General features: G+C 64.2%; 16 protein-coding genes. 8 read left to right on the top strand and 8 right to left on the bottom strand.

Features of this window, described 5'->3' with window-relative positions:
• Nucleotides 1-43: 43 nt before the first annotated feature.
• A complete protein-coding gene (locus EN781_RS01130) occupies nt 44-2,713 on the bottom strand; it encodes a DUF6212 domain-containing protein (RefSeq protein ID WP_126055618.1) in 2,670 nt (889 codons plus the stop codon).
• 234 nt (nt 2,714-2,947) lie between these two features.
• Between EN781_RS01130 and EN781_RS01125 the strand changes: the two genes are divergently transcribed.
• Both EN781_RS01125 and EN781_RS01120 read left to right on the top strand, forming a co-directional pair.
• Nucleotides 2,948-3,466 carry a hypothetical protein gene (locus EN781_RS01125; protein ID WP_245455529.1) on the top strand — a complete coding sequence of 173 codons (519 nt, stop codon included), beginning with the start codon at nt 2,948-2,950 and terminating at the stop codon, nt 3,464-3,466.
• A gap of 146 nt (nt 3,467-3,612) precedes the next feature.
• The gene (locus tag EN781_RS01120) at nt 3,613-4,353 is read left to right on the top strand and encodes a hypothetical protein (protein ID WP_126055617.1); all 741 of its coding nucleotides are present in this window, start codon (nt 3,613-3,615) and stop codon (nt 4,351-4,353) included.
• Nucleotides 4,354-4,426: 73 nt separating this feature from the next.
• On the opposite strand, the gene EN781_RS01115 is transcribed toward EN781_RS01120, so the two are convergent.
• Nucleotides 4,427-4,723, bottom strand: a complete 297-nt coding sequence (locus tag EN781_RS01115) for a hypothetical protein (RefSeq protein WP_127399715.1) — start codon at nt 4,721-4,723, stop codon at nt 4,427-4,429.
• Nucleotides 4,724-4,728: 5 nt separating this feature from the next.
• Here EN781_RS01115 and EN781_RS01110 point away from each other — a divergent pair, with 5 nt between their 5' ends.
• The gene (locus EN781_RS01110; protein ID WP_127399714.1) at nt 4,729-7,149 is read left to right on the top strand and encodes a sulfatase-like hydrolase/transferase; all 2,421 of its coding nucleotides are present in this window, start codon (nt 4,729-4,731) and stop codon (nt 7,147-7,149) included.
• Nucleotides 7,150-7,544: 395 nt separating this feature from the next.
• Here EN781_RS01110 and EN781_RS01105 read toward each other — a convergent pair whose 3' ends face one another.
• Together EN781_RS01105 and EN781_RS01100 are read right to left on the bottom strand one after the other, a co-directional pair.
• The gene (locus EN781_RS01105; RefSeq protein WP_126055615.1) at nt 7,545-8,588 is read right to left on the bottom strand and encodes a glycosyltransferase family 2 protein; all 1,044 of its coding nucleotides are present in this window, start codon (nt 8,586-8,588) and stop codon (nt 7,545-7,547) included.
• Nucleotides 8,585-9,511, bottom strand: coding sequence for a lysylphosphatidylglycerol synthase domain-containing protein (locus tag EN781_RS01100; protein WP_126055614.1), 927 nt, complete (start codon nt 9,509-9,511; stop codon nt 8,585-8,587). Before EN781_RS01100 ends, EN781_RS01105 begins: the two co-directional genes overlap by 4 nt.
• Before the next feature lie 443 nt (nt 9,512-9,954).
• Between EN781_RS01100 and EN781_RS01095 the strand changes: the two genes are divergently transcribed.
• The gene (locus EN781_RS01095) at nt 9,955-10,434 is read left to right on the top strand and encodes a DUF995 domain-containing protein (RefSeq protein WP_126055613.1); all 480 of its coding nucleotides are present in this window, start codon (nt 9,955-9,957) and stop codon (nt 10,432-10,434) included.
• Between the two features lie 228 nt (nt 10,435-10,662).
• Here the strand turns inward: EN781_RS01095 and galE are convergent, their stop codons facing one another.
• From galE to EN781_RS01080, 3 genes are all read right to left on the bottom strand, one after another.
• Nucleotides 10,663-11,802, bottom strand: coding sequence for a UDP-glucose 4-epimerase GalE (gene galE, locus EN781_RS01090; RefSeq protein ID WP_126055612.1), 1,140 nt, complete (start codon nt 11,800-11,802; stop codon nt 10,663-10,665).
• Nucleotides 11,799-12,866, bottom strand: coding sequence for a UDP-glucuronic acid decarboxylase family protein (locus EN781_RS01085; protein ID WP_126055611.1), 1,068 nt, complete (start codon nt 12,864-12,866; stop codon nt 11,799-11,801). The genes galE and EN781_RS01085 overlap by 4 nt, the downstream gene beginning before the upstream one ends.
• Before the next feature lie 914 nt (nt 12,867-13,780).
• Complete coding sequence (locus EN781_RS01080) at nt 13,781-14,200, bottom strand: carboxymuconolactone decarboxylase family protein (RefSeq protein WP_126059154.1); 420 nt, start codon at nt 14,198-14,200, stop codon at nt 13,781-13,783.
• Nucleotides 14,201-14,389: 189 nt separating this feature from the next.
• On the opposite strand from EN781_RS01080, the gene EN781_RS01075 reads away from it, so the two are divergent.
• From EN781_RS01075 to EN781_RS01060, 4 genes are all read left to right on the top strand, one after another.
• Nucleotides 14,390-15,034, top strand: a complete 645-nt coding sequence (locus EN781_RS01075; RefSeq protein ID WP_245455527.1) for a TetR/AcrR family transcriptional regulator — start codon at nt 14,390-14,392, stop codon at nt 15,032-15,034.
• A gap of 16 nt (nt 15,035-15,050) precedes the next feature.
• A complete protein-coding gene (locus EN781_RS01070; protein WP_126055609.1) occupies nt 15,051-15,674 on the top strand; it encodes a hypothetical protein in 624 nt (207 codons plus the stop codon).
• Nucleotides 15,675-15,681: 7 nt separating this feature from the next.
• Nucleotides 15,682-16,530 carry a 23S rRNA (adenine(2030)-N(6))-methyltransferase RlmJ gene (locus EN781_RS01065; RefSeq protein ID WP_126055608.1) on the top strand — a complete coding sequence of 283 codons (849 nt, stop codon included), beginning with the start codon at nt 15,682-15,684 and terminating at the stop codon, nt 16,528-16,530.
• 183 nt (nt 16,531-16,713) lie between these two features.
• On the top strand, nt 16,714-17,166 hold the full coding sequence (locus EN781_RS01060) for a hypothetical protein (RefSeq protein WP_126055607.1): 453 nt from the start codon (nt 16,714-16,716) through the stop codon (nt 17,164-17,166).
• 6 nt (nt 17,167-17,172) lie between these two features.
• Here the strand turns inward: EN781_RS01060 and EN781_RS01055 are convergent.
• On the bottom strand, nt 17,173-17,699 hold a 527-nt coding region (locus EN781_RS01055; RefSeq protein WP_145965432.1), incomplete at its 5' end, for a TetR/AcrR family transcriptional regulator.

Genomic DNA, 17,699 nt, shown 5'->3' with positions numbered 1-17,699 from the left:
GATTTGAAGCGCGCCGGCTGAATCCGTTCCCGCACGACGCGGTTCAGTCGCCGATCAGTGTCAGCGTCCGAAAGAAGGCGTTGGTCGGAGCGCCGTTGGGGCTTCCGGCGAAACGAACCGCAAGCATGATCGAGAGCGGCATTTTGCGCCGTGCACGAAGCGTCGCCACCAGGCTACGGCGCGCGAATTTGTCCGCGACCGTCATCCAGCCCGAGAAGGCAAGGGTCTGCCCGGATATGTCCCTCTGCCAGTCGATGGTCTGATCGGGGCGGGCAAGCGCAAGCGCGAAGTCCAGTGCCGGCGCGTCGGCATGCGCGATTTCGACTGTAGCCTCGATCGCCCGGAAGAAGGGAGGAAACTGATGATCGAGCGAGGCCGCCACCGCGCCGTCGGGGTGGGGGCGCAGGAACACCCCGCCGCCATCCGGCGCGACAAGCAGCAGCGGCAGGGCCGAGACGCGCGGCGTCAGCAGCCTGGCGGTCCGCAAGACATCAAAGACGAGGATGGTTGAACCGCCGCCATCATCGGGACGTTCCGTGACATCAACAGCTGCGGGCCGTCCAAGCAAGCCGGCCGCGGTATCGCCGCGGCCCACCGAGCGGGCGATGCGCGCCAGCTTCTCCAGGGTCGCATCGCTGTTCGGCTCGAGGTCGCAGAGCTCCAGATAGTCTCGATAGGCGGGAGTGTACCGCAGGTTCTCGCGTGCGCTCTCGATTTCGGACCGTGTCGTATTCTGGGCGATGGCCAGTTGGTGCAGCAGCCCGGCGCCATCGAACTGGCTCGAGCCAAATGTCTTCAGGACCGGGCGGCGATTGTCATACCAGTTAGACATCCGGAACATGCCGTCCGGTTTCGACCGGTACCAGTAAAGCGGCTTCGGGATCGGCCTGATTTTCAGCCCGGCAAGCGAGGCCCGCGCGAAAAATTCCCAGTCGTGCATAGCATAGCCCGGCTCTTCGACCAGGTATCCGATGCGCGAGAAGACAGACCGGCGCACCATCGCATTGGCGTCGCCATAGACGTTGTGGATCAGGCCGAGCGCGTCGGGGCCGCCTAGCGGCAGATAGTGGATCAGCCCGTCGCCGCGGTCGTCGGGCACGGTGTCCTCGTAGAAGATCAACTGGAACGCGGTGCAGATATCCGCGCCCGAAGCCGACATGGCGCGGGCGAAATGCTCGACCGCCTCCGGGAACAGCGCATTGTCGTCATCGGCGAACAGGACCAGTTCGCCCTGCGTGGCGCGAATGCCGGCGTTTCGGGCCGCGCCGAGGTGCTTGTGCGGCCGGCGCAGGATCTTCCACCCGCGTTGGCGGAAGCCCGGTTCCAGCGCGTCCAGCAATCGCCTGGCTTCGTCCAGGTCGCTGCCGTCGTCGACCAGCACCAGTTCCAGATTTTCGTAGGTCTGAGCCTCGACCGCCGCGATCGCCTGTTTCAGATAGGACGGCCGGTTGCGATGGGCCATGACGATCGAAACCAGCGGCGATGGTCCGGCGCCCTTGCGGGCCCGCCTGCGCGGCGGATCGCGCGTATCCAGCCAGGCCTGCCGGGTTTGGCGCAGGCGGTCGATCCGCTGGACGCGCGGCGGATCGTCGAGCGCCGCCGAGATCGCCTGCGCCAGCGCGGCGGGGTCGGGCTCGACCAGGCCTGGCTGGCCCGCCTCGGCCAGCCAGGCCTCGGCGTTCGCGCCGACATTGGTCGCAACGACCGGCAACCCCGCCTCGATGCAGGCTGCGACGGTCGCGCCGGTCGATGCGGCCCGCGCGGGAACGACCGCAAGCGCCCCGGTCCTGGCGGCACGGTCGAGCCTTGTGTTCAGGTCCGCATTCGCCAACAGGTTAAGCTTGAACGGCCATCGCTCGGCGCGCCGCACAACCAGTCCGCCGCTATGCTCGCCCATGATCCTTCCGAACGGACCAAAGGCGGTGATGCTAAGGTCCTTGGGCGCCGCCGTCGCAAGGATGTCCAGCGCATCGCACAACAGCGTCAGACCATCGCGATGCCGCCACCCGGCCAGCACGACAAGCTCGCTTGCGCTTCCCTTGCCGGTCGACGGCAGCGCGCCGGCAGGGTCTACAGCGTCCCGCAACAGCGGTATCACCGAAAACTTCCTGGCCTTCCAGCCCTTCGACACCATCCACCTGCGTAAGGCTGCCGACACGCAGATCGTCCCGTCGGCCATCTCGGCGCAATATTTCTCCATGAAGGCGACGGCAATCGCCGAGGTGCTGTCCATGAATGCCTTGTCGGCTTCATGCTCCCATTGCGCGGGAGCATGGGCGACGATGACGATGGGCGGCGCGGTGAACGCTGCTGTCTCGGCCGCGAGCAAGGTGAAGTAGGGCAGCCCGCCCTCGAGCGGCGCATAGACCAGGTCGTGGCCGGACCGTTCGAGATAGTGCAGCACGGCGGCCGACCGGCTCTCGGGCGTCGCCAGCGAGGGCAGCAACCGATCCGAGCTGTCGAGCACATGCAGCCGGACCGAGGTCGTCTCCAGCGCGTGGCGGTGCGCCGCCATCGTTTCGGAGGAGGGCTCTTGCTGGCCCGGCACCCATAGCAGGGTGACCTCGTCGCCGTCCGCGGCGAAAAGCCTGGCCAGCGCGACCATGGCCGCTTCGTCTTCGCCGCGACGGCCGATCACGCTCGTCATGACACAGACGCGGCGACGCCCGCCTTCCGGCTGCAACGGCCTTAGCTCCTTGCCACCAACGGCCATCGAAATTCCTTGTTCAGTTCCACCGCAAGCGCCTCCGCGGCGCGATCCCTTCCGTCATGATGCCCGTGCCAGGTTTACTTTTTGGTGATCATGCTTCTGCGCTGTCGGTAAACCAAGTCCTCAAGCAGTTCCTAAAATGGCTGTGCAATCAAACGACTGTTACAACTTTAGCGACGCGGCATAAGCAATCTTTACGGCTCCTGGCTAGTCATGACGGCATATCAGGAGGCGCAAATGAAAACGACAATGATGTTTCTCGGTGCGCTCGTCGTAATGGGCGCCACGGTCTCGGCGAGCTCCGCCGACCAACTTATGCGGCCGCGCATCAACCTCGGCAGTGCCAACGTCAAGACGATCAGCGGCGACCGCGGCGGCTATGTGATCGACTATGCTATCCGTGCGCTGAAGATGCGCCGCAGCGGCACCTTCGTGCGCTTCAGCGGCGCCTGCGACTCGGCCTGCACACTCTATCTGTCGATGCCCAGGAGCAAGGTCTGCATCACGCAGCGCGCGTCGTTCGGCTTTCACCTGCCGTATGGCGCCGGCGCGCGCGGCAACCAGGTGGCCGCCAATTTCATGATGAAGAACTATCCCGGCTGGGTTCGCGGCTGGATCGCCAAGCGCGGCGGGCTGAAGGGTTCCATCGCGACGATGACCTACGCCGATGCGAGCCGCTTTCTGCCGACATGTCCTTCCGAACAGCGCGGCACGACCATCGCCAGCCTCGGTCCGACCCGACTGCGCGGCGGCTGATCCCGCGAACCAGTGTTGAAAAGCATCACGATGGCGGGCGCTGGGCAGCGCCCGCCATCGCCGATCCATGCTGCGGCGGTGCAATTGATCCAAGGGGTCGTTGGTGTATTTTCGGTGCCGTCGTCGTCTTCGCGGGCCTCGTGCGAATGCAGCCATGTCAAAAGTTCGTGCTTATCGCCTCGCCAAGGACCGGATCCCAAGCGCTCAACCGCCATCTCAATCAGTATGACGGGATGGTGATGCATGGCGAGGTCTTCAATTCGACCTTTGTCGGCCTGCGCAACGACTACCACGAGAAGATGAACCTGCCCCGTGAGGCCGTCGAGGTGCGTGACGCCGACCCCGAGCAATTCATCGCGCGGATCTTCGACGACCCGGTGGCCCGCTTTGTCGGCTTCCACCTATTTCCCGAGCAGACGCGGCCGGCCATTCTTCCGGTGCTGGAAGACGACAGCGTCAAGAAGCTCTGGCTCGTCAGGAACCCGGTCGCGTCCTTCCTTTCACTGCTTGAGGCCGAGGCGTCCGGCGTCTGGACTGTCGATGCCTCGGAGCCGCTGCCCGCTGGCGATGACCGCAAGAAAGTGCGTTTCGACATCGACCGGTTTAATTCTTACCTCAACGAACTCAACCTGTTTCGGGCCAAGATCAAATCCGTGCTGTTCGAGACCGGGCAGCCATATTTCCCGATCCACTATGGCGACATCGCCGATCCGCTGGTCGGAAATGCCATCATAGCCTATCTCGGCGGCTCCCAGCGCCTCGACCGTTTCAAGACTGAGACCCTGAAGTCGCCGCCGCGCCCCTTTGCCGAGCGCATCGAGAACTACTGGGAATTCACCGCCTATTTCAGGGCCATTTCCACGGAAGCTTTATACGCGCTGGGGTGAGGGCGGTGCGGGCGGCGAGGGCGGTCGCGGCGCCGCCGTCGCCCTGCGTCGAAAGTTCGTCGGCTTCCGACCCTTAGCCGATGTCCGGACCGGCAGGCGGCGGGCCAAAAGCTGCGTCGATCAGGCGTTCGGTTAACCAATCCTCAACAAGCTTGGTTAACGCATGCTTGATTTTGTTGACTCTTTTTCGGCGCAGACCGATTCTGTCATGGGGGTTTGAAGGCTTTTGGCCGTGGCCGGGCCGAAGCGCAAACTGGCGGCGGGTATTCCTATGAGTGTTGCTGCGATTGCCGACATCATTGGCGGCACTGGCTCGGCGAGCCGTACCGGCATGGCGGGCAGGGCAGAGCCGTGAGCGTCCGGAGAGCATCGAAGGTGAGCCCGATTTCGGCGCGCGACGTGCGTTTCCGGTGCATGAGCCTGCAGATCATTTGCACTGGTCTGCTGTCGTGGCTGCTGCTTGGCGTCTACCGGAGCATCATCGTCGATCCGCAAACGACGCTTGGGGGCCTTGTGGCATCCATCCCCAAGGGATTGGCATCGAGCTACTACGACCTCGTCGTCATAGCGTCGATGACGGTGACAGCCTTGATCCTGCTCTTTCTGCTCAAGGCCAGCCGTCTTGGGTCCGCCGTCGTCTTCTTCCTTTTCTACCTTGCCGTCCTGGTGTCGCTGAGCTGGGGGTTTGCGAACATAAATCTGGTCAAGATGCTGGGCGAGCCGTTCACCTTCCAGTGGCTGGTCTATGGCGACTTCCTCCAGAATGCGGACGCCAGGAACGCCATGGGCGACGCGCTCAACTTCAGGGAAGTCGCTATCCTGTCGGTGTCCATCGCCCTGGTGCTTGTTCTCGGCTCTGCCGCGGCCAGACTGTGGCTGCGGCTGGGTGTCATCGGTCACAGGGTCCTTCTGGGCGCACTCGTGCTCGGCGTCGCGGGCGCCTTGGTCGGCACGGGCTATCACGTGCATGCGGAAGCGCTGCCGGCGGCGAAGATCGACAATCCGATCGTGCATTTCGTCGAATCGGCCCTGCTCAGTCCGACGCCGGTGGTGCTGACCATGAGCGCCAACGACAAGGATCCAGATGTCGCCAGCGTCGGCGAGCGTCCGCCGGAAACCTCCAGCTTCAAGGCGCCGACGCCGAATCCCATCAAGAACGTGCTGATCTTCATGATGGAGTCGGTGCCGTCAAAATACATCGAGACGTTTGGCGGCAAGTACCCGGTCACGCCGAACATCAAGAGCTATGCCGCGGACTCCATACGCTTCGACAACATCTACGCGCATGCCCCTTCCACGCATTACTCGCTATTTTCTCTGTTTACCTCGATGTACAACGACATCTCATACTACGGCATGACGATGCAGCATCCGTATCTGCCGCTGGATTCGATCTCCAACACGCTCTCCGCGCACAGCTTTCGCACCGGCTTCTTCTGGAGCGCGGATTCCCGGTTCCAGCGCGTCGACGAATTCCTGCTCAACAAGGGGCTTGATACGATCCAGGATTATCGCGGGCAGAAATGCGCCACTCCCACCTTCAAGCTCAGTTCCGAGCAGTGGAAGAACATGGATTACAACAGTGATCTGTGCACGGCGCAGTCGACCATCGACTGGATGAACAAGGACGAGGGGAATCCTTTCTTCGCCATCATGTTCACGGCGATGACCCATTATCCTTACATCACCGACAGCCCGATGTTCTCGAAGATGGCGCCTTCCTCCCACACCGGGCTGGTCCACTACTCGGACGACGAAAAATTCAATGCCTACCTCAATGCCCTCAAGGTCGGCGATACGGCGCTTGGCGAAATCCTCGAGTCGCTGAAGCAGTCGGGCAAGCTCGATTCGACTTTGGTCGTGATCCTTGGCGATCATGGCGAGGCGTTCGGAGAGCATGACGACTATGTCCATGCCAGCGCGATCTATGAGGAGAACGTCCACATCCCGCTGATCATGATCAACAAGCATCTCTTCCATGATCAGGTCGTGCATTCCGTCGGCGGCATCGTCGACATCGCCCCGACCATCCTCGACATACTCGGTCTTCCGCTGCCCAAGCAGTGGCAGGGGCGCAGCCTGTTCAGCGAGCAGCGGCCGAACAAGACCTTCTTCTTCAATCCCTGGGCTGGCTTCCTGTTCGGCTACCGCGAGGACGACCGCAAGGTCGTCTTCAACGCGACCACCGGCAAGGTCGAGCAGTATGACCTCAAGGCCGATCCCGACGAGCGGACAAATCTCTTCAACGACAAAAGCGACCGCAACGCGCTGCTGCAGCCGATCGCCGGATGGGTGCAGTCGCAGCGGCGGCGCGTCGCCGATCTGGTCGCTGCCGAGGCCAAAAACACCGCGCGCTGCACCGTCACCAACCTGGAGATCGACGCCACCGGCACGGAGTTCGAAGGACCGCCGCGCCTGGATGTCCTGGTGGATGGCAAGCCCGTCGCCCAGATCAACGTGTCGGGCGTGCAAAGCAAGGCCGTAACGCCCGACGAGATCGGCGCCGAGCTGCAGGCGGCGTCGGCGGATGCAAAACCGTTCCGTGTCGACCTCAGCGCCGTGGCCAGCCCGCATTTGATCGAGCTTCGTTTTGCCAATGACCTGTGGGCTGGGCAGGGCAAGCCAGGCGATCGCAACCTGTTCATCAAGAGCGTCAAGGTGAACGGCCAGCTGGTGCCGAACAGCAGGCTGCACATCGACAACCGGGCCACCGGCTACACCGATGGCAGCGGCACCAGCATGTACAACAACGGATCGCTGTGGGTGAACGGCCCGTTTGTCGACGGATGCGTGTAGGGGGCGTTGGGCGGGGCGCCCCTCGATGCCCGGACGATCGTTCGCATTCTAATAATATCCGGCACGGCGGTTAAAGACGGTGCTCACCACGCCGTTTGCCTGAATTTTAATCAGCCCCCTCTAATATTTCCGGAGCAGCGAGACAGGCAGTCGGCATTCGGACCACTGTTCGCGACACAGATCTTTCGCCGGGGGGCGCGAGCCGAGGGCGAGAGGCTGGCGCAGGCCTTGCGCCTTGCCTCTTGCCCTCCGGCCGCCATTGCCTGCGGTACCAGTCGACGAACTTCCGCAGCCCGTCCTCGACCTCGCAACCGCGGCAGGTTCTAGCGTCGCGCTGCCGCGCCTGGGCCTTGGTGGGATATTGCTGGCGCAAGTTCCATGAGAGTCCGGTCAAATCATGACGCCAGGCGATACCAGCCGTCGCTGTCGCTTTCATCCGGCCGCGGCCGCGCGACATAAGCCGACACCCCGTTCGCCTCGTGATAGACGCGCGCCAGCAATTCCGCCAGCACACCGGACGTCACCATCTGCACCCCAGCGATAAGCAGGAAGAAGCCGGTGAACAGCATCGGGCGCGTGCCGATGTCCTGGCCGAGCAACAGTTTCAGGCACAGGAGATAGGCAAGCACCAGCGAGCCCACCGCGCCGAGCACGATGCCGATGCCGCCGAAGAAATGTCCGGGCCGCGTGCGGTAGCGCATGAAGAAATACATGAACACCAGGTCGAGCACGACCCTGAAGGTGCGCGAGATGCCGTATTTGGACTGGCCGTGGATGCGCGGATGATGGGTCACCACTTCCTGTGCGATGCGCCGCGGCGTCGTCACCGTCGCCAGCCAGGCCGGGATGAAGCGGTGCATCTCGCCATAGAGCCTGACGCTGCGGATGACGCTGCCGCGGAAGATCTTCAGGCTGCATCCATAATCCTTCAGCCGCACGCCGGTGACGCGCGCGATCAACCTGTTGGCGATGCGCGAGGGCAGCCGGCGCATCAGAAAGCCCTCCTGGCGGTCCTTGCGCCAGCCGGCGACGAGGTCGAGGTCCTCGTTGAGCAGGCGGTAGACCATTCGCGGTATGTCGAACGGGTCGTTCTGCAGGTCGCCATCGAGGGTGGCGATGACATCGCCGCGCGCAGCGTCGAGTCCTGCCTGCATGGCGGCGGTCTGCTTGTAGTTGCGTACCAGCTCGACCGCGTGCACGTGCGGCCCGTATTCAGCGGCGAGCCGCCGGATCTCAGCCGGCGTCGCGTCCGTGCTGCCGTCGTCGACGAGCACCACTTCCCACGGCTGGCTGTAGCCTTCCATCGCCTGATGGATGCGGGCGAGCAGGGGCTCGACATTGTCGGCCTCGTTGTACATCGGAATGACAATCGAGAGCTTATGCTCGGGCATGACCGCGCCGTCGGGCAAACCCGATGCAGGGATGGGCAGCAGGTTCATAGCGAGGGCTTCCTTGCAGCTTCCGCGGCCGGATCTTCCGGTAGCGTTGATTTCGAGGGGAACAGCCAGGCGATGGCGCCGGTGGCGATGGCCGAGCCGAAGATGAACAGATGCAGGGCGAGCGCCGCCTGCAGGCCGCTTTTCAAGGCGATGCCGGAGGTGAGCAATGCCGCCGCCGCGCCCGCCTCATAGGTGCCGAAGCCGGCGACGCCCTGCACCGGCAAGATAGCCGCGCCCTCGGCGCCGACCACGCCCGGAAAGGCGGTCGTGAAGGATGTCCCCAGCATCAGCGCCAGCAGCCATGCCTGCACCGAAAGCTTCAGCGCCCAGTTGGCGACCGTCCACCACCAGCCGTAGCGGGAGCGTCCCGTCGCCTCGGTGAAGATGTCGCGAATACGGCCGAGCTTGGCCACCACCCGGCCGCGCCCCGCCCAGTCGTGCGGCGCGCGCGCCCAGCGGGGCAGGTACCAGGCGACGACCATCAGCGCCGCGATCCCCGCAGCCCGCAGCGCTGGATGCAGCCCTGGCCACACCAGGCACGCGAGGATGCCGACGACGAAGGCGTCCTGCAGCCGGAACCATAGCAGCGAGGCGCTGGCGCGCATGATCGGGATGCCGAAAACCTGGCGCAAAAGCAGCGGAAAGGCCGTCTCGCCGCCGCGGAAGGGCACGACATTGATCATCGCGTTGTGGATCAGGATGACGCGCAGGCAGGCGCCGAAACGGCCGTTCACCTCGCCGCGGAATTCGTCGCAGACACGCAGCGCGCGCAGCACGTAGGTGACGAACAAGGCAACGGCCACGGCCACGAAGGCGGCGGGCGTGACGCGGTCGAAGGCGTCGCCCACCATCTTCCAGCGCGCGTCGCTGGCAAGCCAGGCCAGCAGCGCCAGGGTAACGACTATCGAGACTGCTCGTTTCAACCAATTCTCCGCAGGCTTCCGCCACCGCGTTCCGGTGGGCATCGGATGATGTCCGCTATTCCCGGCATCGGCCGGGGATCGGATCCATTGCCGGTTGTCGGCGGCCCGTAGGCCCAAAGCCCAAAGGCCGCGGCTCCTTCGATGCGGCTGCTCCTATAGACTAGCAGCCTGTTGGAATCCACAAGCTTGGTTCCGGCCCGTCGAGAAGGTGTGTTCGATCCGTTCGACAACGCCGATTGACACCGCTCTGCGCGTGGCGGTTAATAGCGGGCGGGGGCGGCAACTGCGATGCCTTGGGGAAGGCTTGGAGTGCGTGTTGGCGCTGGATCGGGGAGGCGACCACCAACATGCGACCGCGCACCATACCGACTGCTCAATACGCATTGCCATATCAAGCGGAAAGTCGGGCGCGGCAACGGCCATTTGCGAGGCGCGCCTGGCTGATGGCTCTCATTGCGTGTGGCGAGCTTGCCGCTGCCGTGAATATGGCAGCCGCGAAGGATCGTGCCCCCGCCCAGGCCGTTCCAACGGCGTTCGAGATGCAGCTCTACTACGCGGATCGCACGTGGAACTGGGCGGATGGAGCCGCCTATTTCGCGCAGGACAGGCGCCTGCGCGCCTGGACGGCGAAACCGGATTCCACCTCCATCGCTGAAGGCAGATGGCTGCTGACCAATGACGGCAAGATGTGCATGGAGCTTGTCTGGCGGTCCAAGACCTATGCCGCGACGCCGATCCGCACCTGCTTCAGCCATCGCATCCATAACGGCAATGTCGAGCAGCGCATGGAGCCCGGTGGCGGATGGTACAGCTTCAAGCACGCTTCGGGCAATGCCGCCGACGAGCATCGGAAATTCCAGGAAGGCGACGCCAAGAGCATTGAGTTCGATACGGCCCGCAAGCTGGTGGAGTCCAAGAGCTGAAGCGCCTGCGCTGAAACGGATCCGGTCGAACAAAGAAATAGGGCGGTTCAGCATTTCATGAAACGCTGAACCGCCCGAAGCAATTCCAGGAAGGTGCGTAGTGGTTGCCTGGAACTGCGTAGAACAATATTTCGAGCGGGTCGGCAATTCAAAAAGCCGAACCGCTCCGGCAATCAGGTCTGGCCGCCGCAGGCAGATCAGACAAGAAGAGGCCCGCTGAGAGAGCCCTCAACCCAACTCAGCGAGCCCGCGCCCCGACACATTACTCACTGGGACGACTGTCAGCCTTGCGGGCTGGCGTTGTTTGCCGGTGTTCGTGCCGCGCGGCGCGCGTCTGGCGCGCGACGTGGCCGTGACAGCCGGGACAGGAATTGCCGGCGCCGGCGTTGCCGGACCCAGCCCGAAGAAGGGTGCGGCCGTTCTGACGATGGTGTCGATGTCGGAGAGCTCCGCCGCGAAGCCCAACTGCTCGCGCGCCAGGCTCGGATCGGCATAGAGCTCGGCCGGGTCGCCAGGACGCCGTGTCCGATGGACGACTGGAACCGGTCGCGCCGTCATGCGGCCGACCGCGTCCAGGATCTCATTGATGGATACGCCTCGGCCGGTGCCGAGATTGACCGAAAGGTTGTCGCCGCCGGTTTCCAGATGCATCAGGGCCTTGAGGTGCGCGCGGGCAAGGTCGCTGACATGGATGTAGTCGCGCACGCAGGTGCCGTCGGCCGTGTCGTAGTCGGTGCCGAAAACCTCGATCGCGTCGATAATACCGGACGCCGCCATCAATACTCTGGGTATGAGGTGCGTTTCAGGCGTATGCCATTCGCCAAGCTCGCCCTCGGGATCGGCGCCACAGGCGTTGAAGTAGCGCAGGATCGCGTATTTCATGCCATAGGCCGCGGCATAGTCCTTGATGATCTGCTCGCCCATCAGCTTGGTGCGTCCATAGGGGCTGATCGGGTTCTGCGGCGAGGTCTCGCGCACCGGCAGGGTCTCGGGCACGCCGTAGGTCGCGCAGCTCGAGGAAAAGATGATGTTGTCGATGCCATGCGTCCGCGCCACATCGAGCACGCAGATCGTTCCCGCCACGTTGGTCGAATAATAGTCGGCCGGCTCGCCGACCGACTCGCCGACATAGGCGAGTGCTGCGAAGTGGATGATCGCCTGTGGCCGACGGGTGGTGATCACCCGATCGAGCGCCCGGCGATCGCGGATATCGCCGACAACCAGCGGACCCCAGCAGACGGATTCCTCGTTGCCGCGGCTCAGATTGTCGTAGACCACCGGCAGGTAACCGGCTGCCGAGAGCAGCTTGCAGGTGTGGCTGCCGATGAAGCCGGCGCCACCGGTTACGAGGACGGGGCGACGAGTCATGACACGGCAGCCTCCCTGGCCCACCTGTGGCTGCTGCGCGCGGCAGCGAACCGGCGGCCGCCGAGCAGTGCGTCGAAATACGCCGTGGTGTGGGCGAGGCCTTCGCTCAAGGCGACCTTCGGCTCCCAGCCGAGATGCTGCCTGGCGAAGGAAATATCGGGCTTGCGCTGCTTCGGATCGTCGACCGGAAGCGGCCGGTGCACGATGCGCGAGCGGGAGTTCGTGTAACCGACGACCAGCTCCGCCAGCTCCATGATGGTGAACTCGACGGGGTTGCCGAGATTGACCGGGTGCGCTGCCGCCGCCGGGGCGTTCATCAGCCGGATGAAGCCTTCGATGAGGTCGTCCACGAAGCAGAATGAGCGCGTCTGCGTGCCGCTGCCGTAGACGGTAATGTCCTCGCCGCGCAGCGCCTGGACGATGAAGTTCGACACCACGCGGCCGTCGTCGGGCTGCATGCGCGGGCCATAGGTGTTGAAGATGCGGGCGACACGGACGTCGATGCCGTATGTCCGCGAATAGTCGTAGAACAGCGTCTCGGCCGAGCGCTTGCCCTCGTCATAGCAGGAGCGCGGGCCATGCGTGTTGACGTTGCCGAAATAGCTCTCGGGCTGCGGATGCACCAGCGGGTCGCCGTAGATCTCGGAGGTCGAAGCCTGGAAGATCTTGGCCTTGTGGCGACGGGCGAGCTCCAGAAGGTTGATCGACCCCAGCACGCTCGTCTTGAACGTATGGATCGGATCGGCTTGGTAATGCGGCGGGGAGGCGGGGCAGGCGAGGTTGTAGATCTCGTCGACCGCAAGGTCCATCGGCAGCACATCGACGATGTCGTGCTTGATGCAGGTGAAGAACGGGTCGCGATGCATGCCATTGAGGTTGTAGCGCTTCCCGGTGTGGAAGTTGTCGAGGACGACGACCTCGTATCCGTCCAGCAGCAGTCTTTCGCACAAATGCGAACCCAGGAACCCCGCGCCACCGGCGACCAGCGCACGACCACGATCGGCATTGGCGCCCTTGCGGCCAGCCCCCGGGCCAAGTTTCACGACCTTCATAATCCTGCTCATGACTCCCCCTTACGCGGCACGCACACCACCACCCCGGTCGGGCAAGGCTCGACCAAGTCCTGAAACCGTGGCGAACCCCCGGCGTCAGCCAAAGGTGCCATCACCCATGATGTGCGTAAAAACGTCTGAGTTTGCGGGAGCTGTACTGTACGGCTTATTGGTTGCCGCTCAGCCTGCTATGCCCCGTGAATCGCGATCACGCGTCTGGTTGCCACCATCGCCGATCTTGCTCGCCCAAATTGCACACCCAACGCATATAAAAATATACCTGTGGGGATAGTAGTCAACTAAATTAGCTGTTTGTTAACCTCACTCGTTCGCGATTGGTTAATCATGAGCCGCGCGGATCGGCTTTTTCCGCCGGCCTGGAATGGCGAGGCCGTAGCGGTCGCAGGCAGCGGCGAAGCAGGCACTCCAGTCGCTGGGAAAGCTTTGTGGCCAACGGCACTGGCGGGCTTGAAGGTGTCGGATGATCGAGCCGGCAAGTGCATCGCAAGTCTATCTTTCGACGCGCTGCGGATGTCCTTGGATAAGCTTGGGAAATACAGATGTGGTTAGCCGGACCACAAACAGTCTCGGCGAAAACTGGCGCAATTGCTGGCAGTCCTGCGCGGGTCGCCGTGGGGGCGAGCCGGGAACCGTCGCCCGCCTGCAGGGCAGGTTGAGGCGGTGCTGCTCGGTGCCGGCGGCCGGCCGGGTTTCACCCGGCTCGCAGTGGCGTTTCCACTCTGGGGTGCAATGGGCGAGCCGGGCGTCGCCCGACGAAAAACCGCCTGCGGGGATAACATCCGAGGACGTCCGGGCAGGCATTCGAGCCACCTGCGCTATTGGGAGGAAGGGGGCTCACCAATGGACGACAAGGCCCGCGAACGGCGGGCCTTGTCGATCATGTCGAAACCTTTGCCACCGGCGGCCTACTCCCCGCCCATCTCCTTCTTGAACTGCTCGAAATCGACCTGCATGCCGTTGAAGATGGTGCTCCAGTGGCGGGTGATCGCGGCCATCGCCACCGCTTCCTGGATCTCCTCGTCGGTAGCGCCGGCGCGCTTGGCGTCCTGCGTGTCCGACCAGATGCAGTAGTTGCACGGAATCTGTGCCGCGACCGCCAGCGAGATCAGCGACTTCACCTTCGGCGGCAGCGCCGTCTTGTCGCTGAGCTCAATGGCCTTGACCTCGGCCCAGGCGCCGGGCAGACCGGCCTTCGGGAACTGCTTCACGAAGCTCGGCACGCCGCCCATGGTCGACTGGATGTCCTTGATGGCGGCGTCGTAGTCGTCGGCCTGGGCAGGCGCCGAGGCCAAGGTCAGGGTCAAGGCGCAAGCGGCCGCGAGCATTGATGCGGACGCCAGGCGAAGGGTGGAATTTGAAAGCGTGCGATGGGTCGACATTGTTTCTCCTCTGGTATTTGATAGCCTTACGATGTAAGGTATGGCCGAAAATGAACCTTACAGTGTAAGTTGTCAAGCGCCGCCATGGACTCATCGAGCAAAAGAAAGCGAACACGCGGCCGGTTGTCCCGCGAGATGATCGAGGACGCCGCCTTCGAGGTGATCGAGCGGGAAGGGCTTTCCGGTTTCTCGATGCGCAAGCTGGCCGCCGCGCTCGGCTGCGAGGCGATGAGCATCTACCATCACTTCCCCTCGCAGGCGCATCTTTACGAGACGCTTGTCGATCGGCAGATGAGCGCGCTGGTGGTCCCCGATGAAAGCCTGCCCTGGCGTGAGCGGGTCCGCGTCGGTATGCAGGAGTTCCGCCGTGTCGCCACCGAACACCCGGCCTTCGCGCCGTTCATCGTCGTTTACCGCATGAACTCGCCGCCATGTCTGGCCAAGCTGAACAGCATCATCGGCGTATTCGAGGCGGGCGGATTCGGTCCCGAGCTTAGCGCCCGGCTGTTTCGCGCCGCTGGCTACTATCTGATGGGGGCGATCCTCGATGAGACCGCGGGCTACGCCAAAGGCCCGTCGGCGGTCACCACCGTCAGCAACGAAGAGCTTGCCCGTGATTTTCCCAGCGTCGTGGCGGCCGGGGCCTATTTCGGCACCGCCGGTTTCGACAAGACCTTCGATCTCGGCCTGGAGATGCTGCTGGACGAAATGGAGCGGATTCGCGATGGTGCTCGGGCCGCGACCGCAAAAGGTGGAAGCGCTCGCGGCCACGGGAATTAGCTAGCCAAGGCCTTCGATGCGCTTCCTTTTCGTTCTTGTCCTCCTCGCCGGCGTCGCCATCGGCGTCCTCTATCCCTGGGCGATGAGCAATTTCTCCGGCCACGAGATCGGCACCTGGCGGGTGTATGAGCAGGGCCGCTTCCGGCCGGTGACGGTGCCGCTCGCCGCGCGCGACGCGCCGCTGAGGGTGTTGGTCGACCTCACGGCGCGGGCCGAGCGCATCGTCTCGCAACAGCGCACCGTGCTGACGCTGACCGCCGCCACCGGCGGCCGCACCGCGCTCGCCTCGACGCTCCAATTCAGTCATTCCGACAATCCGCGCCAGGCAAGCCCGCAACTGCCGGACAAGATCTTCCGTGACGAGGCGGGCGTGATCCAGGCGGTCAGCCCCGGCCCCTATCTCTTTACCGTCGGTCCGGGCGATGCCGAGGGTATCCCGATCCGGGCGGTCGATCTCGTGCTGCGCGCAGAAGCCGGCGCCATCGACGAGCGGGCACGGCCGGTCGGCTACGCGATGATGGGCGTCGGGCTGATCGGGCTGGTGCTTTCCTTCGCGTTCGGCGGTCGCGGCGGCAGGCCACAGAACCCCAACTCGCAGCCGCCACCGCCGCGCTGGGGCCGCGGCGGCTTGTCGAACTGAGGGCGGCATGAACTACCGCCACGCCTACCACGCCGGCAACTTCGCCGATGTCGTCAAGCATGTCGTGCTGACGCGTCTGCTCGACTATCTGAAGCAGAAGGACAAGGCCTTCCGCGTCATCGACACCCATGCCGGCATCGGCCGCTACGACCTGTCGTCGGTGGAAGCTCAGAAGACCGGCGAATGGCTGGGCGGCATCGGCCGGCTGGTCGACGCGCATCTGGATGCCAAGGTCACCGCCCTGCTGGCGCCCTATCTCGAGGCCGTTCGTGCCCTGAACCCCGAGGGCGGGGTGAAGAACTATCCCGGCTCGCCTCTGATCGCCAGGCACCTGCTGCGCAAACAGGACCGGCTGACGGCGATCGAACTGCATCCGCATGACGCGGAGCGGCTGAAGGCGGTCTTCGCCGGCGATTTCCAGACAAGGGTGATCGAGCTCGACGGCTGGCTGGCGCTCGGCGCGCACCTGCCGCCGAAGGAGAAGCGGGGCCTCGTGCTCGTCGATCCGCCCTTCGAGGAGGGAGGGGAGTTCTCCCGCATCGTCGACGGGCTGTCGAGAGCGCACCGGCGCTGGCCGGGCGGCATCTACGCGCTCTGGTATCCGATCAAGGACCGCAAGGCGGTCGCGGCGTTCAGGGCGGCGCTGAAGGAGACGGGCATCCCGAAACTGCTCGACATCGGCTTCGAGATCCGGCCGGCATCAACTGAGCCCAGCCTCGACGGCAGCGGCATGGTAGTGGTCAATCCGCCGTTCACGCTGGAAGGCGAGTTGCGGATCCTGCTGCCGGCCCTGCACAAGGTGACGGCAGTCGCGCAGCCGTCGCGCTGGACGCTGGACTGGCTGGCGGGCGAGTAGGGCACTGACCGCGCGGCGTGGCTTCCACCCAGCCCGTTGGCGCGAGCGGATGGGATGGCCTGCGCCGGCTGGGATCGGCCGCCGATGCCGGCGGCCACGCCTCGGAAACCATTGCCGTCGCAATCGCTTGACCGCCGCCAAGCGAATCCGCACAGTGTGCACAATCGATCTCGAGAGGCTGCCATGACTCGCTTCGCTCGTTCCGCTCTTGCCGCGCTGATCTCGCTCTGCACGCCGCTTGGCACATCGCTTGGCTTCACCCAGGCGGCGCATGCCGCCGACCTCGCCGTCTATTCCGACGAGGACAGCGGCGTCTGCGGTGAGGCCTGGGTGCTGAACAAGATCACCGACCGTTTCGCCTATCAGGTGCGCCACGTCCCGCATCTGCCGGATGTCGCGATCACCGATTTCAGCCGCATCCACCAGCACCGCTACCTGCCGGCCAGCGAGGAATGGCCGATCGGCCGCCGCTATTGCGGCGCCACGGTCAGCCTGTCCGACGGCCGCGCCCGTACCATCTGGTACCTGATCGAGGAGGGCCAGGGCTTCGCATCGATCGGCGACAATGTCGAATTCTGCGTCTCGGGCTTCGACCGCTGGATGGTCTACAACGGCCGCTGCCGCGTGCTGCGCTAGGCGCGGCTATCCTGTCCGCGCGCCGGAAAGATAGGCGCAGATCAGCTCGACGAGTTGCTTGCGCAGTTCCGGCGCATCCAGCATGTCCCGTCGCGCCGCATTGTGGATCACGCCCTCGACCGCCGAGGACAGCACGCGCGCGATCGTCTCGACGTCTTTCCGGCGCCTGCGGTACTGCGCCACGGCGGCCGTGTAGTGTTCGAGATAGCGGGTCTGGAACGAGGCATGCGCGGCGCGTGAGCCGCGATCGCCCGGCGCCTCGTCGAGCAGCACCTGATGCAGCGTCGGATGGATGCTGTGCGCCTCGATCATGCCGCGCACCAGCTCCTGCGCGAATCGCCTGAGCGGCTTGCCGCCTTCGGCTGATTCGGCGATCACCGACAGCACCTGATCGAAATGGCGGCGACGGATCGCTTCGAGCAGCGACAGCTTGTCTGGAAAATATTGATAGAGCGAGCCGATGCTGACGCCGGCCGTCTCGGCCACTTTGTTGGTGGTGAAGCCTGCCCATCCGAGCTCGCTCAGAACATGAT

The organism is Mesorhizobium sp. M4A.F.Ca.ET.090.04.2.1 (assembly GCF_003999085.1).
Lineage (GTDB): Bacteria > Pseudomonadota > Alphaproteobacteria > Rhizobiales > Rhizobiaceae > Mesorhizobium.
Note: the sequence above shows the minus strand (reverse complement) of the source record. Positions and strands in the feature narration are given on the sequence as shown.

Bases quoted from the DNA above. Each gene is read 5' to 3' on its own strand.
- EN781_RS01125 (WP_245455529.1), top strand. From the start codon at position 2,948: ATGAAAACGACAATGATGTTTCTCGGTGCGCTCGTCGTAATGGGCGCC.
- EN781_RS01065 (WP_126055608.1), top strand. From the start codon at position 15,682: ATGAACTACCGCCACGCCTACCACGCCGGCAACTTCGCCGATGTCGTC.
- EN781_RS01060 (WP_126055607.1), top strand. From the start codon at position 16,714: ATGACTCGCTTCGCTCGTTCCGCTCTTGCCGCGCTGATCTCGCTCTGC.
- galE (WP_126055612.1), bottom strand. From the start codon at position 11,802: ATGACTCGTCGCCCCGTCCTCGTAACCGGTGGCGCCGGCTTCATCGGC.
- EN781_RS01115 (WP_127399715.1), bottom strand. From the start codon at position 4,723: ATGCTCTCCGGACGCTCACGGCTCTGCCCTGCCCGCCATGCCGGTACG.
- EN781_RS01080 (WP_126059154.1), bottom strand. From the start codon at position 14,200: ATGCTCGCGGCCGCTTGCGCCTTGACCCTGACCTTGGCCTCGGCGCCT.
- EN781_RS01085 (WP_126055611.1), bottom strand. From the start codon at position 12,866: ATGAGCAGGATTATGAAGGTCGTGAAACTTGGCCCGGGGGCTGGCCGC.
- EN781_RS01130 (WP_126055618.1), bottom strand. From the start codon at position 2,713: ATGGCCGTTGGTGGCAAGGAGCTAAGGCCGTTGCAGCCGGAAGGCGGG.
- EN781_RS01095 (WP_126055613.1), top strand. From the start codon at position 9,955: ATGGCTCTCATTGCGTGTGGCGAGCTTGCCGCTGCCGTGAATATGGCA.
- EN781_RS01120 (WP_126055617.1), top strand. From the start codon at position 3,613: ATGCAGCCATGTCAAAAGTTCGTGCTTATCGCCTCGCCAAGGACCGGA.
- EN781_RS01075 (WP_245455527.1), top strand. From the start codon at position 14,390: ATGATCGAGGACGCCGCCTTCGAGGTGATCGAGCGGGAAGGGCTTTCC.
- EN781_RS01105 (WP_126055615.1), bottom strand. From the start codon at position 8,588: ATGAACCTGCTGCCCATCCCTGCATCGGGTTTGCCCGACGGCGCGGTC.
- EN781_RS01070 (WP_126055609.1), top strand. From the start codon at position 15,051: ATGCGCTTCCTTTTCGTTCTTGTCCTCCTCGCCGGCGTCGCCATCGGC.